Origin of the sequence: Frigoribacterium sp. VKM Ac-1396 (assembly GCF_015350895.1) — a bacterium.
Taxonomy (GTDB): domain Bacteria; phylum Actinomycetota; class Actinomycetes; order Actinomycetales; family Microbacteriaceae; genus Frigoribacterium.
In genome coordinates, this window is the sequence record NZ_JADKSD010000003.1 from 366,582 (window position 1) to 380,808 (window position 14,227).

At 66.8% G+C, this 14,227-nt stretch carries 14 protein-coding genes; 6 read left to right on the plus strand and 8 right to left on the minus strand.

From position 1 onward, the window contains the following. Nucleotides 1-758: 758 nt before the first annotated feature. The 8 genes from ITJ55_RS13995 to rpmH all read right to left on the minus strand — a co-directional run bounded on the left by ITJ55_RS13995 (nt 759) and on the right by rpmH (nt 5,860). Complete coding sequence (locus tag ITJ55_RS13995) at nt 759-1,706, minus strand: ParB/RepB/Spo0J family partition protein (protein WP_194595939.1); 948 nt, start codon at nt 1,704-1,706, stop codon at nt 759-761. After that, on the minus strand, nt 1,706-2,608 hold the full coding sequence (locus ITJ55_RS14000) for a ParA family protein (RefSeq protein WP_194595940.1): 903 nt from the start codon (nt 2,606-2,608) through the stop codon (nt 1,706-1,708). The genes ITJ55_RS13995 and ITJ55_RS14000 overlap by 1 nt, the downstream gene beginning before the upstream one ends. Before the next feature lie 240 nt (nt 2,609-2,848). Next, nucleotides 2,849-3,484 carry a 16S rRNA (guanine(527)-N(7))-methyltransferase RsmG gene (rsmG, locus tag ITJ55_RS14005; RefSeq protein WP_194595941.1) on the minus strand — a complete coding sequence of 212 codons (636 nt, stop codon included), beginning with the start codon at nt 3,482-3,484 and terminating at the stop codon, nt 2,849-2,851. An 8-nt stretch (nt 3,485-3,492) separates the two neighbouring features. Further along, the gene (locus ITJ55_RS14010; protein ID WP_194595942.1) at nt 3,493-4,056 is read right to left on the minus strand and encodes a R3H domain-containing nucleic acid-binding protein; all 564 of its coding nucleotides are present in this window, start codon (nt 4,054-4,056) and stop codon (nt 3,493-3,495) included. Beyond that, nucleotides 4,053-5,009 carry a membrane protein insertase YidC gene (gene yidC / locus ITJ55_RS14015; protein ID WP_194595943.1) on the minus strand — a complete coding sequence of 319 codons (957 nt, stop codon included), beginning with the start codon at nt 5,007-5,009 and terminating at the stop codon, nt 4,053-4,055. Before yidC ends, ITJ55_RS14010 begins: the two co-directional genes overlap by 4 nt. A 10-nt stretch (nt 5,010-5,019) precedes the next feature. After that, nucleotides 5,020-5,382 carry a membrane protein insertion efficiency factor YidD gene (yidD, locus tag ITJ55_RS14020; RefSeq protein WP_194595944.1) on the minus strand — a complete coding sequence of 121 codons (363 nt, stop codon included), beginning with the start codon at nt 5,380-5,382 and terminating at the stop codon, nt 5,020-5,022. Then, on the minus strand, nt 5,379-5,714 hold the full coding sequence (rnpA, locus tag ITJ55_RS14025; RefSeq protein ID WP_056260224.1) for a ribonuclease P protein component: 336 nt from the start codon (nt 5,712-5,714) through the stop codon (nt 5,379-5,381). The genes yidD and rnpA overlap by 4 nt, the downstream gene beginning before the upstream one ends. 8 nt (nt 5,715-5,722) lie before the next feature. After that, on the minus strand, nt 5,723-5,860 hold the full coding sequence (gene rpmH, locus ITJ55_RS14030; protein WP_043595303.1) for a 50S ribosomal protein L34: 138 nt from the start codon (nt 5,858-5,860) through the stop codon (nt 5,723-5,725). A gap of 390 nt (nt 5,861-6,250) precedes the next feature. Here rpmH and dnaA point away from each other — a divergent pair, with 390 nt between their 5' ends. The 6 genes from dnaA to gyrB all read left to right on the plus strand — a co-directional run bounded on the left by dnaA (nt 6,251) and on the right by gyrB (nt 14,167). Beyond that, the gene (gene dnaA / locus ITJ55_RS14035) at nt 6,251-7,666 is read left to right on the plus strand and encodes a chromosomal replication initiator protein DnaA (protein ID WP_194595945.1); all 1,416 of its coding nucleotides are present in this window, start codon (nt 6,251-6,253) and stop codon (nt 7,664-7,666) included. A 496-nt stretch (nt 7,667-8,162) separates the two neighbouring features. Further along, entirely contained in the window at nt 8,163-9,311 is a 1,149-nt protein-coding gene (gene dnaN, locus ITJ55_RS14040; protein WP_194595946.1) for a DNA polymerase III subunit beta, read from the plus strand. Between the two features lie 60 nt (nt 9,312-9,371). Beyond that, nucleotides 9,372-10,259 (plus strand): phosphogluconate dehydrogenase (NAD(+)-dependent, decarboxylating), encoded by an 888-nt coding sequence (gene gnd / locus ITJ55_RS14045; RefSeq protein ID WP_056260219.1) that lies wholly within the window; start codon nt 9,372-9,374, stop codon nt 10,257-10,259. A 17-nt stretch (nt 10,260-10,276) separates the two neighbouring features. Then, nucleotides 10,277-11,476 carry a DNA replication/repair protein RecF gene (gene recF, locus ITJ55_RS14050; protein WP_194595947.1) on the plus strand — a complete coding sequence of 400 codons (1,200 nt, stop codon included), beginning with the start codon at nt 10,277-10,279 and terminating at the stop codon, nt 11,474-11,476. Continuing rightward, on the plus strand, nt 11,473-12,027 hold the full coding sequence (locus tag ITJ55_RS14055) for a DciA family protein (protein WP_194595948.1): 555 nt from the start codon (nt 11,473-11,475) through the stop codon (nt 12,025-12,027). The genes recF and ITJ55_RS14055 overlap by 4 nt, the downstream gene beginning before the upstream one ends. A 166-nt stretch (nt 12,028-12,193) precedes the next feature. Then, nucleotides 12,194-14,167, plus strand: a complete 1,974-nt coding sequence (gene gyrB / locus ITJ55_RS14060; protein WP_194595949.1) for a DNA topoisomerase (ATP-hydrolyzing) subunit B — start codon at nt 12,194-12,196, stop codon at nt 14,165-14,167. Nucleotides 14,168-14,227 lie beyond the last annotated feature (60 nt).

Consider the following 14,227-nt stretch of genomic DNA (forward strand, 5'->3'; position numbering starts at 1 on the left):
ACGGACGTTTCACGTGAAACGTCAGCCGAGCTTCGATGGCACTGCTGAACGCAGTCGGATGGCACACGGCCAGCGGCAGAGCCTACGTGAGCGAGTGCCGTGCCCGGCATGGAGGGCTCCAGGACGAGGTGGCGCAACAGCAGCGGTGTTCGTGATCGTCATCTGCCACCACATGGCGACTCCTGACCCATGGACGCTGTCGACACGTTGATGTGCTCCTGCCCTGGTCCAGCAGAAGTGATCCGACATCGCTACGACCTGGCCACCGGCGTCGCCCGACGGACCACAAGGCTGTGACGAGTCGCGAGGGCGTCAAGGCCGATGCCCTTGCGTGCTCCACGGCCCTGCATGATCGAACCGCCATGCACGTGTCAGCTGGCGTCGTCTACATGGCTGCCGCGACGAAAACAGGCCGTGACGCGTAGGTTTCCGTAAACGATCTCGACACCTGGGGGAGCGAAGGTGACTCGAGAAGGCATGATCGATGAGACCGATTCAGCCGTGACCTGGTCCAGGTCACCTACCCCACAAGAGCCGACGTGACGAGATCTGATTGGCAGCACATCGCCCGCTCGCTACGGGGAAGCGGCCTCAGCTGGGCCCGTGTAATTTGCTCTTGGTCACAACGGCCGGTGGGTTTCACGTGAAACATGAAGTAGCGACCAACCACGACAGGGTCAGTCTTGACGAGCACTCCGCCCTGGGTAACTCACCGGGGCACCATGTTTCACGTGAAACCGAGTAGACCGGGACGGTGGTCAGCCCTCCCGCTCGTGACCGAGCTGACCGAGGATGCGATTCAGGTCTTGCATGGAGGCAAAGTCGATGGTGATCGACCCCTTGCGAGCACCCAGTGACACCTTGACTCGGGTCTCGAAGCGGTCCCCGAGGCTCTCGGCCACCTCGTCGAGGTGAGCCTGGTGTTTGCCGGGGGTCGCCGTGCGGGTCGACTTCGGCTTCGCAGTACCACCGGCGGCGATCGTTTCAGCCGCACGGACGCTCAGGTCTTCGTTGACGATCCGATCGGCGAGTCGTGCCATGAGGACGGGGTCACCCGTGCTGAGGATGGCACGCGCATGACCAGCCGTGAGCACACCCGAAGCGACCCGGCGCTGGACCGCGGCCGGCAGACGAAGCAGCCGGAGGGTGTTCGTGATCTGGGGACGACTGCGACCGATGCGCGTCGCCAATTCGTCTTGCGTTATGCCGAAATCGGCGAGAAGTTGCTGATAGGCGGACGCTTCTTCGAGCGGGTTGAGCTCTGCCCGGTGCAGGTTCTCGAGCAAGGCATCGCGCAACATGGCATCGTCGGCGGTGTCTTTGACGATCGCAGGGATCGTCGCTAGGCCCAACTCTTTGGTGGCGCGCAGCCGACGCTCACCCATGACGAGTTCGTATTGTGCGGCGCCCTTGCCCGCCTTCTTCACCGGCCGAACCACGATGGGCTGTAAGACCCCCACCTCGCGGATGGACGTCACGAGCTCGGCGAGCTCTTCTGCACGGAACTCGGCCCGCGGTTGCTGCGCGTTCGGCGTGATGTCGAGCGGGTTGAGGTTCGCGAGACGGGCACCAGGAACCGCGATGAGCTCGTCAGCTGTCTGCTGGGCCGTCGGGAAGAACACGTCCACCGGACGATCCTGGCTCTCGTCCGAGACCGGGATGAGGGCTCCGATGCCGCGACCGAGGCCGGTTCTCTTGGTTGCCATTACTGGGGTGCTCCTCGACGTGCTAGTTCGGCGGCCGCCTCGAGGTACGAGATCGACCCGGGGGAGTTGGTGTCGTAACTGATCACGGTCTGGCCGTAACCGGGTGCCTCACTGATGCGCACCGACCGCGGGATGAGCGTGTTGAGTGCTTCATCAGGGAAATGCTCGCGGACGTCGGCGACGACCTGCTGTGCCAGGTTCGTCCGGCCGTCGTACATGGTCAGCAGGATGCTCGACACCTTGAGCTGGGGGTTCAGGTGCTTCTCGATCAGTTGGATGTTGCGCAACAGCTGGCTCAGGCCCTCGAGTGCGTAGTACTCGCACTGGATCGGGATCAGCACCTCGCTCGCCGCGACGAACGCGTTGATGGTCAAGAGCCCCAACGACGGAGGGCAGTCGATGAAGACGTAGTCGTACCGATCTCCGGCCTTCTCGGTGTCGGTCAGGTACTCCGACAGGGCGCGGCTCAGTCGCTGCTCGCGCGCCACGAGCGAGACGAGTTCGATCTCGGCCCCGGCCAGGTGGATCGTGGCCGGAATGCAGAAGAGGGTGTCGAACTCGGGGCTCTTCTGGACGACGTCGGCGACGGCACCGTCGTTGACGACGACGTCGTAGACACTCGGCGTCTCGGCTCGGTGCTCGACTCCGAGAGCCGTCGACGCATTGCCCTGCGGATCGAGATCGATGACGAGCACCTTGGCACCGCTGCGCGCCAGGGCGGCCGAGAGGTTGACGGTGGTGGTGGTCTTACCCACCCCACCCTTCTGGTTCGACACGGTGATCACCCGCGTCTTCGCCGGGGCCGGCAGGGGCTCACGCGACAAGGCCTGCTTCCGACGGTTGAGGTCGGCGAGTTCTCGAGCCAGGGGAGTGCTTCTGTCGTCGTCAGCCGATGGACTCACTGAGGGGGTCTCCGTATCGCCATGTTTCACGTGAAACGATCAGCCCGGAGGAGTGACCACAGCCTCCAGGAGGCGGCTCACGGTCGTCGGGGATCGAAGGCCGAGTCTATCGCGAGCACCCGACGCTGACGGCGGACCCACCAGGCGCGTCCCGTCGCGATGGCAGGCCCATCCTCGTGGCAGGTCGAATGTGACTGGTACGAATGCCTGGCCAGAGGCTATTTCGGGTTGTCCGGAGGGCTAGTCGAGGGTGGCGATGAAGACGCGGGTCGTCTCGTCCACGAGACCCACACCCAGTTCGCGGGCCTCGACGTCGATGAGGTGGTGTCGTGCGATGACCTTGCGGGCCGCAGCGATCTCGTCGTCGACGCGAGCGCCCTTCATCAGCAACAGCTGCCCCCCGGTCCTGACCAGGGGTGCCGTGAGCGGGATCAGCTTCGACAGGGCGGAGACGGCCCGGGCCGTCGCCTGGTCGAGCCACCCGTCGAGCTGCACCTCTTCGGCGCGGGCTCGAACGACCTCGACGTTGTCGAGCCCCATCCGCTCGGCCTCGGCCGTCAGCCAGTCGACCCGCCGCTCCATCGGCTCGATGAGGACGAGCGTGGAGTCCGGCCGTGCCGCAGCCAGGACGAGGCCCGGCAGGCCCGCACCCGATCCGATGTCGCCGACGCGGCCGGCGACCAGCAGGGGAGCCAACAAGCCGCAGTTGACGACGTGGCGCGTCCACAGGCGGGGGAGTTCGAGGGGGCCGATCAGGCCCAGCTCTTCGCCGTGCTGCGCGAGGTCGGCGACGTACCGCCGGACCACGTCGATGCGGTCACCGAAGATCTCGGTGGCGACGGCCGGCTCGGCCTCGAGGGTCGACGTGTCGGTCATGCGTCGGCTCAGGGACGCGTGATGACGGTGTGCCGGTCGCGGCCTTCACCCTCGGACTCCGAGGTGAAGCCACGGGCGGCGACGACGTCGTGGACGAGCTTGCGCTCGTACGACGACATCGGGGGCAGGGAGGCCGACGTGGCACCGTCTTCGAGCTTGGCGACGGCGTGGTCGACCAGCCGCTCGAGTTCGGTCTCACGGGTCGCGCGCGACCCGCCGATGTCGAGGATCAGGCGGGAGAACTCGCCCGTCTTCGTCTGGACGGCGATCCGGGTCAGCTCTTGCAGGGCGTTCACCGTGTCGGGCTTGGACAGCAGGCGGAGCTTCTGCTCGCCGCTCGAGTCGACCGAGATGTACGAGCGGCCCCCGCGCACCTCGATGTCGATGTCGCCGTCGAAGTCGCAGATGTCGAGCAGCTCTTCGATGTAGTCGGCTGCGATGTCGCCCTCGTCGAGGACGTCGGCCTCGCCGTCGGAACCGACCCGCGCCTCCTGGGTGTCGGTCGAGGCGGCGTCGTCGCCGTTCTCGGCGGCGGGCTCGACGATGTCGGTCGTGGAGTCGTCAGAGGTCATTTCTTGGGGCCGTTCTGCTTCTTGGCGCGGTTCTTGCCGACGGGCTGCGTCCGCTGGGTCGTCTTGGGCATGGCGGGTGCCGACTCGATCTCGGTCACGGTGATGGTGGGCAAGCCCTTGCGCTGCTGCTTGCGGGCGAGGCGCTCCTCACGGGCGAGCGCCGCCTCGCTGCCGGGGGTGGGCATGTTCCGGATGACCAGGAACTGCTGCACCATCGTCCAGATGTTCGACGTCAGCCAGTAGAACATGACGCCGAGCGGGAACGACAGACCCGAGAAGACGAAGACCAGGGGGAGGAAGTAGAGGAGCATGCGCTGCTGCTTGAACATGGGGCTCGCCTTGGTCTCGGGCGACATGTTCTTCGAGACGATCTGCAGCTGGGTGATGAACTGCGACGCGGTCATGATGACCACCATGGCGCCGGCCATCAGGCGGACCTCCCACGTCGTGGCACCGAGGAAGGTCTCTTTCAGGGGGGCGCCGAAGAGCGCCGACTCGCCGAACGAGTTCGAGAGCGCTGCGTTGAGCAGGCCGATGCCCACCTTCTCTTGCTGGGCGTTGTGCAGCACCGTGTAGAGGCTGAAGAAGATCGGCATCTGGATCAACAGGGGCAGGCACGAACTGAGCGGGTTGGTGCCCGTGTCTTTGTAGAGCGCCATGGTCTCGCGCGACATCGCCTCGCGACTGAACTGGTCGCGCTTGCCCTTGTACTTGTCCTGGATCTTCTTCAGCCGGGGCGCGATCTCCATCATGCGGCGCTGGCTCTTGATCTGCCGGACGAAGATCGGGATGAGGCAGGCGCGCACCACGAGGACGAGTCCGACGATCGACAGCACCCACGTGCTGCCGGCCGCGGTGTCCATGCCGAACGAGGTGAGCACGTTGTGGAAGCCGACGAGGATCGCCTCGACGACCCATCTCAGGGGCCAGAGGATGGTGCCGATGAAGTCCATGGTGTTCGGGTCAGCCCTTTCCGTGGCTCTGTGCGGCGATCCGGCCGGATCCGACGAGGTCGGCGGTGGCGGTGGTGGATCGCGGTGTCACGAAGCCGGACTTCGTGACGTGGTACTTCTGTGTACGGGGTTCGGGGACGTCGTCGACGCCCCCGGCTGCCCAGGGGTGACACCGGGCGATGCGCCAGCTGCCCATCGCCACGCCGCGCACGACGCCGTGCAGCTGGATGGCCTCGAGGGCGTACCTCGAGCACGACGGGTAGTAGCGGCAGACGTCGCCGTAGAGCGGGGAGACGACGGCGCGGTAGACGCGGAGGACGAGCACGCACGCGTTGCGGGGAAGCAACCCCACGAACTGCACCGCTCTCGTCACGCTCTCACGCCCCTGTCGACCACCTCGGAGATGTCCGTCAGCAGGGTAGACCACGCAACGTCAGGGCTGCCTGGCAAGGCTCTGATCACGACGTCGACCCCTGGGGGCAGCGTCGGCAGCAGCTCGTGGCAGACGCCCTTGAGCCGGCGACGGACCGTGTTGCGGACGACCGCGTTGCCGACGGTCTTGGCCACGATGAAGCCGAACCGGACCATGCCGTCGTCACGACGACGCACGTAGACGACCGAGTGCGCCGTGCCCGACTTGCGGCCACGGCGCACGGTGGTTCGGTAGTCGTCTGCGCGGACGATCCGGTTGGCCCTGGCCAACACGGGAGTGGCTACGCCGAGAGCTCGGTGCGGCCCTTGCCACGACGGGCGGCGAGGATGGCGCGGCCGGCGCGGGTGCGCATGCGGGCACGGAAGCCGTGCTTCTTGGCGCGACGACGGTTGTTCGGCTGGAACGTTCTCTTGCTCATGGGGGTCCTCCAGGAAAGCGGACCAGGCCTGTTGCCACGATCCGAGAAGTCTTGTACAGCCAACGCGGCTGAAATCAACTGATTAAAAGTACGCGTGATCGGAGCCCTGGTCAAACGGCAGCCTGGGAGGCGGTTGTCCACAGTGTTGAAAACTCCTGTTGCGAAGTCCACACCCTGGCGAACTAAGGTGGGTACTTCTCGCGGTGCATCCGCGTGACGACGGGGAACGCACAGCACTCCCGGCCCCGGACGGAGCCAGCCGATCGGTGGAGAAAGCTGTGCACAACTCGTCCCGCACTCGTACCCTTCGAACACCGGCGGGTGAACGCGACCCGCACGCGGAGGCACTCGGAGCAGTCCGACGCCCGCACCGCGAGAAAGAGACTCCCAGTGGCGCACACCGTCGACCCGGTCCAGGACCTGTGGCGTTCCGTCCTCGCGACGTTGACGACCGACGACCGCATCACGCCCCAGCTGCACGGCTTCATCAGCCTGGTCGAGCCGAAGGGCGTCCTGGGCGGGACGCTCTACCTCGAGGTGCCCAACGACCTGACGCGCGGCATGCTCGAGCAACGCATCCGTGAGCCCCTGCTCGAGTCGATCGCCGGGCTCGGCGACACCTCGGTCTCGAGCTTCGCCATCACGGTCAACCCCGACATCACCCCCGACACCCTCACCCAGCAGGTCGAGCAGTCCGAGCCGGTCCACTACATCGAGGCCCCGTTCGTGCCGGCCCCGGTCGAGTCCAGCGCCAGCGGCAAGCGCAACGACTCCCGCCTGAACCCGAAGTACAGCTTCGACAACTTCGTCATCGGCGCCTCGAACCGTTTCGCCCACGCGGCCGCGGTCGCCGTCGCCGAGGCTCCGGCCAAGGCCTACAACCCACTCTTCGTCTACGGCGAGTCGGGGCTCGGCAAGACCCACCTGCTGCACGCCATCGGCCACTACGCCGAGACTATGTACCCGGGCATCCGCGTCCGCTACGTCAGCAGCGAGGAGTTCACGAACGACTTCATCAACTCGATCGCGAACAACCGCTCCAGCCTCTTCCAGCAGAGGTACCGCGAGATCGACATCCTGCTGATCGACGACATCCAGTTCCTCCAGGGCAAGGACAGCACCCAAGAGGCGTTCTTCCACACCTTCAACACCCTGCACGACCACGACAAGCAGCTCGTCATCACCAGCGACCTGCCGCCCAAGCACCTCACGGGCTTCGAGGACCGCATGCGGTCGCGCTTCGAGTGGGGCCTGATCACCGACGTGCAGGCGCCCGACCTCGAGACCCGCATCGCCATCCTCCGCAAGAAGGCGCAGAGCGAGAAGCTGCAGATCCGCGACGAGGTCCTCGAGTTCATCGCGACGAAGGTGTCGAGCAACATCCGCGAGCTGGAGGGCACCCTGATCAGGGTGACGGCCTTCGCGAGCCTCAACCGGACGGCCGTCGACCTCGCCCTCGTGCAGACCGTCCTGAAAGACCTGATCACGCTCGACGAGGACAACATCATCGCGCCGGTCGACATCATCAACCACACGGCGGACTACTTCAAGCTCACGGTCGACGACCTCTACGGGTCGTCCCGCTCGCAGGCGATCGCCACGGCTCGTCAGATCGCCATGTACCTCTGCCGAGAGCTCACCAGCCTCTCGCTGCCCAAGATCGGCCAGCTCTTCGGCAACCGCGACCACACGACGGTCATGTACGCCAACAAGAAGATCAGCGAGCTCATGAAGGAGCGCCGCTCGATCTACAACCAGGTGACCGAGCTGACCAGCCGCATCAAGCAGGACACCCGCTACAAGTGAGCGTTCGGCGGGCCAGGCCGGCCCGTCCGCCACGACCCCCTCGTCCGGGCGCCGACCACGTGTCGGCGCCCGTTCGTCGTCCTCGGGGTGCCCAGCGCCTCCTGGAGGGCCCTGGGGACGCACGTTCCACACAGTGTGGATAACTTGTGGAAACTCGTGGATAACCGCGTCGACGCTGTTCAGGGATCCGTCGCACCTGTGGGATCCCGCTCGAGGCGAGGTGGGGACCGCGACGGTTCTTGTCATTCGGTTCCACACGCCCTCCACAAGTCACACGCGTGTAGTTCGCCTGAGCCACGGGGTTTTAAACAGGTTATCCACACTGTGCACAACGGTTAAGACTGTTAATCCTGGTTACAAGAAATTGATCGAGAGACAACCTTGTGGATCGATCCGGGCCTCGGGCCCCGGCTTTCTCCTCCCGGAAGGGCTGACCCCGATGCTGTGCCAGTATTGAGCGGCCATCCACGAGTGCGAAGTCGATAGGGGTCCCCGCGTGAAGTTCCAGGTCAACCGTGACGTCTTCAGCGATGCGGTCTCCTTCGCCGTCAAGCTGTTGCCCCAGCGCACCACCCTGCCGATCCTGAGCGGCGTGCTCATCGAGGCGGACGCGGACGGCCTGACGCTCTCGTCGTTCGACTACGAGGTCTCGGCCCAGACGAGCATCCCCGCAGAGATCGACGAGCCGGGCACGATCCTCGTCTCGGGGCGGCTGCTCGCCGACATCGCGAGCCGACTGCCGAACGCTCCCGTCACGTTCTCGACGGACGAGAACCGCATCGCGGTCAGCTGCGGATCCGCGAACTTCTCGCTGCTGAGCATGCCCGTCGAGGAGTACCCCACCCTGCCCACGGTCGGCGACCGCTCGGGCGTCGTGCCCGGTGACTCGTTCGCCCTGGCCGTCTCGCAGGTGGCCGTCGCGGCCTCGCGCGACGACGTCACCCCGGTGATCACCGGCGTCCAGCTCGAGGTGACCGAGAACGCCCTCTCGCTCGTGGCCACCGACCGCTACCGCGTCGCCGTCCGCGGCATCGAGTTCGACCCGGGCATCGTCGCGAGCCAGACAACCACCACGGCCCTCGTCCCGGCACGCACCCTGCAAGAGGTCGGCAAGACCTTCGGCAACGCCGGCACCGTCGCCGTCTCGATCACCGGATCCGACGAACGCGAGCTCATCGCGTTCCAGGCCGACAACAAGACCGTCACCTCGTTGCTCATCAAGGGCAACTTCCCCCCGGTGAAGCGTCTCTTCCCCGACACCGTCGAGAACTACGCCGTGATCAACACGGCCGAACTCGTCGAGTCGGTCCGCCGCGTCTCGCTCGTGCTCGAGCGCGAGGCGGCCCTCAGGTTCACGTTCACGATCGACGGCCTCACCCTCGAGGCCATCGGAAGCGAACAAGCGCAGGCGTCAGAGTCGATCGATGCGTTGTTGACGGGCGAGGACACGGTGGTCTCGTTGAAGCCGCAGTTCCTCCTCGACGGTCTCGGAGCGGTTCATTCCGAGTTCGTCCGCATCTCCTTCACCAAGACGGAGAACCCGAACAAGCCCGGTCCCGTGCTGATCACCAGTCAGTCGTCCAAGGACCAGGCCGGGGCTGACAGCTACAAGTACCTGCTGCAGCCCAACCTCCTCCTGCGCTAAGAGCGCTCTGCACGCAACGGTGCCGCCCTCGGGCCCCACCGCCACGAACAAAGGATCCTCATGCACATCGGCCTCGTCGGTCTCGGCAAAATGGGCAACAACATGCGCGCCCGCCTGCGCGACAGCGGCATCGAGGTGACCGGTTACGACGCCAACCCCGCCGTCTCCGACGTCGCCAGCCTCGCCGAGCTCGCCAGCACGCTGCCCGCCCCCCGCATCGTCTGGGTCATGGTGCCCGCGGGCGACATCACCGCCGGCGTCATCGAAGAGCTCTCGAAAGAACTCTCCGAGGGCGACCTCGTCATCGACGGCGGCAACTCGAAGTTCACCAGCGACTTCGCGAACGAGAAGCTGCTCGGCGGCAACGGCATCAAGTACGTCGACGCCGGCGTCTCGGGCGGCGTCTGGGGCAAGGACAACGGTTACGGCCTCATGGTCGGCGGTTCGGCCGAGAACGTCGCCATGGCCCAGCCCGTCTTCGACGCACTCCGCCCCGAGGGCCCCCGCGAAGAGGGCTTCGTCCACGCGGGCGACACCGGTGCCGGCCACTACGCGAAGATGGTCCACAACGGCATCGAGTACGCGATCATGCAGGCCTACGGCGAGGGCTACGAGCTGCTCGAGGCCCGCAGCGACCTGATCAAAGACGTCACCGGCACCTTCAAGGCCTGGCAGCGCGGCACCGTCGTGCGCTCGTGGTTGCTCGAGCTCATGGTGCTGGCCCTCGAGGCCGACCCGAAGCTGGCCGAGATCTCGGGCTACGTCGAGGACAGCGGCGAGGGTCGCTGGACGCTCGAAGAGGCGATCAACCACGCCGTGCCCATGCCTGCGATCAGCGCGTCGATCTTCGCGCGCTTCGTCTCGCGCCAGGGCGAGGGTTCGCCGACGATGAAGGCCGTCGCCGCCCTCCGCAACCAGTTCGGCGGCCACGCCGTCAAGAAGGCCTAGCGCCTCCACCGGCCCGCGTGCGAGTACTGCATCTCAGCCTGACCGACTTCCGCAACTACACGTCTGCCGAAGTCAGCCTCGCGCGCGGGCCGAACCTCTTCGTCGGCAGCAACGGCCAGGGCAAGACCAACCTGGTCGAGTCGCTCGGCTACCTCTCGAGCCTCGGATCCCACCGGGTGTCGTCGGACGCGGCCCTGATCCGTCAGGGCCGCGACTCGGCCGTCGTCCGGGCACGACTGCTCGCCGACGACCGCGAACTGCTGGCCGAGGTGCAGATCAACCGGTCGTCACCGAACCGCGCACAGGTGAACCGGGGCGCGATCAAACCCCGCGAGCTTCCGCGCTACTTCACCAGCGTCCTGTTCGCCCCCGAAGACCTGGCGCTCGTCCGCGGAGAACCGTCCGGTCGTCGGAGGTTCCTCGACGAACTGCTGGTGGCCCGCTCGCCCCGCCTCGCCGGCGTCCAGACGGACTACGAGCGGGTGCTCAAGCAGCGCAACACGCTCTTGAAGTCGGCCCGCGCCTCCGGGGTGAAGGCTGCACAGCTCGGCACCCTCGACATCTGGGACGAACGCCTCGTCGCCCTCGGCAGCGAGCTCGTTGTCGCGCGCGACCGGCTCGCGGCCGACCTGGCCCCCGAGGTCGCCCGTGCCTACGCGGCGGTGGCCGGGGCCGACCACGCGGCGCAGCTCTCGACCGTGCTGAGCATCCGGGGCGCCACCCCCGACGACGAGACCACGGCGGCCGAGGGGCCGACCGAGTCGATCCCCGCGGACGACGTGCCCGAGGTGTTCCGCCAGGCGCTGGCGCGCGTCCGGCCGACCGAGCTCGAGCGCGGGCTGACCCTCGTCGGCCCGCACCGCGACGACCTCTTCCTCTCGCTCAACGGGCTGCCGGCCCGCGGGTACGCCAGCCACGGCGAGTCGTGGTCGTTCGCCCTCGCCCTGAAGCTGGCGTCGGCCGCCGTCGTGCGGGTCGACTCGCCGACCGGCGACCCGGTCATCGTGCTCGACGACGTCTTCGCCGAACTCGACGGATCCCGTCGCGAACGCCTGGCCGACGCCGTGGCCGACTACGAGCAGGTGCTCATCACCGCCGCTGTCGAGGGCGACGTGCCGTCGCGCCTCAAGGCCCACACGGTCCGCATCGCCCGGGGCACGATCGTCGACGGAGCGGACGAGGCCGACGGGGCCGGGCACACCGAGGAGGCGCGGTGAGCGCCGACGACGCACCGCGGCCTCCGGCGTCCACGCCACCCGCGCCTCCTGAACCCGAGGCGCAGCCCGACAGCGAGGCCCAGCGGGTCTACCTGCGGTTCCGGCGGGTGTTCGGCGACCCGAACTCGCGCTCGCGCGACGCCCGGAAGCGCAAGGCGATCAAGCTCGGTTCGCCGAGCCAGCCTTTCGGCACGGGGCGTGAGCCGCGCGGCATCGCCGACGTGCTCTCGGCCGTCACCAACGAGCTGGGGTGGAACAGCCCGCTGGCCCAGTCCGAGCTGATGACCGCCTGGCCCGACATGGTCGGCGCCGAGCTGGCCGCGCACTCGGATCCGGTCTCGATCGACGACGGCACGCTGACCGTGCAGTGCGACTCGACGGCCTGGGCGACCCAGCTGCGGCTGATGCGCACGCAGGTCACCACGACCATCGTGCGGAGGTACCCCGACGCGGGCATCCAGTCGGTGCGATTCTTGGCACCCAACGCCCCGACCTGGAAACGCGGCCCCAGATCGGTTCCAGGGCGGGGCCCTCGCGATACTTACGGTTGACCGGGGTGAATCGTCCAAGTGCGGTGGGAAAATCCGTCTGAGGGCGGATTTCGCCCCGTGACGGACGGGCCTGCGGTAGACTCGGAAGGTCGTCCGTGGGCCGCTGAGAGAGCGGTCGCGACCGGTCGGCGCACACTCGTCCCGTCCGGCAGGAGCCCCCACGCACATGTCAGCTGATCCCACCGACGCCCAGCCCGACGACACCTACGGCGCCAGTGCGATCCAGGTCCTCGAGGGTCTCGAGGCCGTGCGCAAGCGCCCCGGCATGTACATCGGCTCGACGGGCCCCCGCGGCCTGCACCACCTGGTCTACGAGATCGTCGACAACTCCGTCGACGAGGCCCTCGCCGGCCACTGCGACCACATCGAGATCACGATGCGCGAAGACGGCGGCGTGCGCGTCGTCGACAACGGCCGCGGCATCCCCGTCGACGTGCACCCGATCGAGGGCCGGTCGACCGTCGAGGTCGTCCTGACCGTGCTGCACGCCGGCGGCAAGTTCGGCGGCGGCGGTTACGCGGTGTCGGGTGGTCTGCACGGCGTCGGCAGCTCGGTGGTCAACGCGCTCTCGAGCGAGCTCGACGTCGAGGTCCGCCGACAGGGCAACGTCTACCGCCAGAGCTTCACCGACGGCGTCCCGGTGGCGCCGCTGGCCAAGGGCGAAGAAGACGGCACCACCGGCACGACCATCACCTTCTGGCCCAACGCCGAGATCTTCGAGACCGTCGAGTTCGACTACGAGACGCTCCGCACCCGGTTCCAGCAGATGGCGTTCTTGAACAAGGGCCTGCGCATCGAGCTCAGCGACGAGCGCGTGCAAGAAGACGACGCCGAGCCCCGCCACGACGTCTTCCACTACGAGAAGGGCCTCGTCGACTACGTCGAGTACCTGAACACGACCAAGAAGGTCGAGACGGTCCACGACGACATCATCGCCTTCGAGCAAGAAGACACCGAGAAAAAGATCTCGCTCGAGGTCGCCATGCAGTGGAACACCTCGTACCAAGAGAGCGTCCACACCTACGCGAACACGATCAACACGCACGAGGGCGGCACCCACGAAGAGGGCTTCCGTGCCGCGCTGACCACGTTGATCAACCGCTACGCGCGCGAGAAGAACCTGCTCAAGGAGAAAGACGACAACCTCTCGGGCGACGACGTCCGCGAGGGCCTGACGGCGGTCATCTCGATCAAGCTCGGCGAGCCGCAGTTCGAGGGGCAGACCAAGACCAAGCTCGGCAACACCGAGGCCAAGTCGTTCGTGCAGAAGGTCGCCGGCTCGCAGCTGAACGACTGGTTCGACCGCAACCCGAAGCAGGCAGCCGAGATCGTCCGCAAGGGCATCCTCGCCTCGCAGGCCCGGCTGGCCGCCCGCAAGGCGCGCGAGCAGACCCGCCGCAAGGGCGTGCTCGAGTCGAACGGCATGCCCGGCAAGCTCAAGGACTGCCAGAGCAAAGACCCCTCGCGCAGCGAGATCTTCATCGTCGAGGGCGACTCGGCCGGCGGCTCGGCCGTCCAGGGTCGCAACCCCGAGACCCAGGCGATCCTGCCGCTGCGGGGCAAGATCCTCAACGTCGAGAAGGCCCGTCTCGACCGCGCCCTCGGAAACAACGAGGTGCAGGCCATGATCAAGGCCTTCGGTGCCGACATCGGTGAGGACTTCGACCCCGACAAGGCGAGGTACCACAAGATCGTCCTGATGGCCGACGCCGACGTCGACGGCCAGCACATCACGACACTGCTGCTGACCCTGCTGTTCCGGTACATGCGTCCGTTGATCGACCTCGGCTACGTGTACCTCGCGCAGCCGCCGCTCTACAAGCTCAAGTGGAGCAACGCCGCCCACGAGTACGTCTACAGCGACGCCGAGCGCGACGCGGTGCTCGTGTCGGGTCGTGCCGCCGGCAAGCGCATCCCGAAAGAGAACGCGATCCAGCGCTACAAGGGCCTCGGCGAGATGGATTACAAAGAGCTGTGGGAGACCACGATGGACCCCGACACCCGCACGCTGCTGCAGGTGACGCTCGAGGACGCCGTGGCCGCCGACACCATCTTCGACACCCTGATGGGCGAGAACGTCGAGTCGCGCCGCAACTTCATCCAGCAGAACGCGAAAGACGTCCGCTTCCTCGACATCTGATGCGCGCCTCCGGTTGATCCGGAGCACGCCCGCGCCCCGACGAGCACCACGGGGCAGACC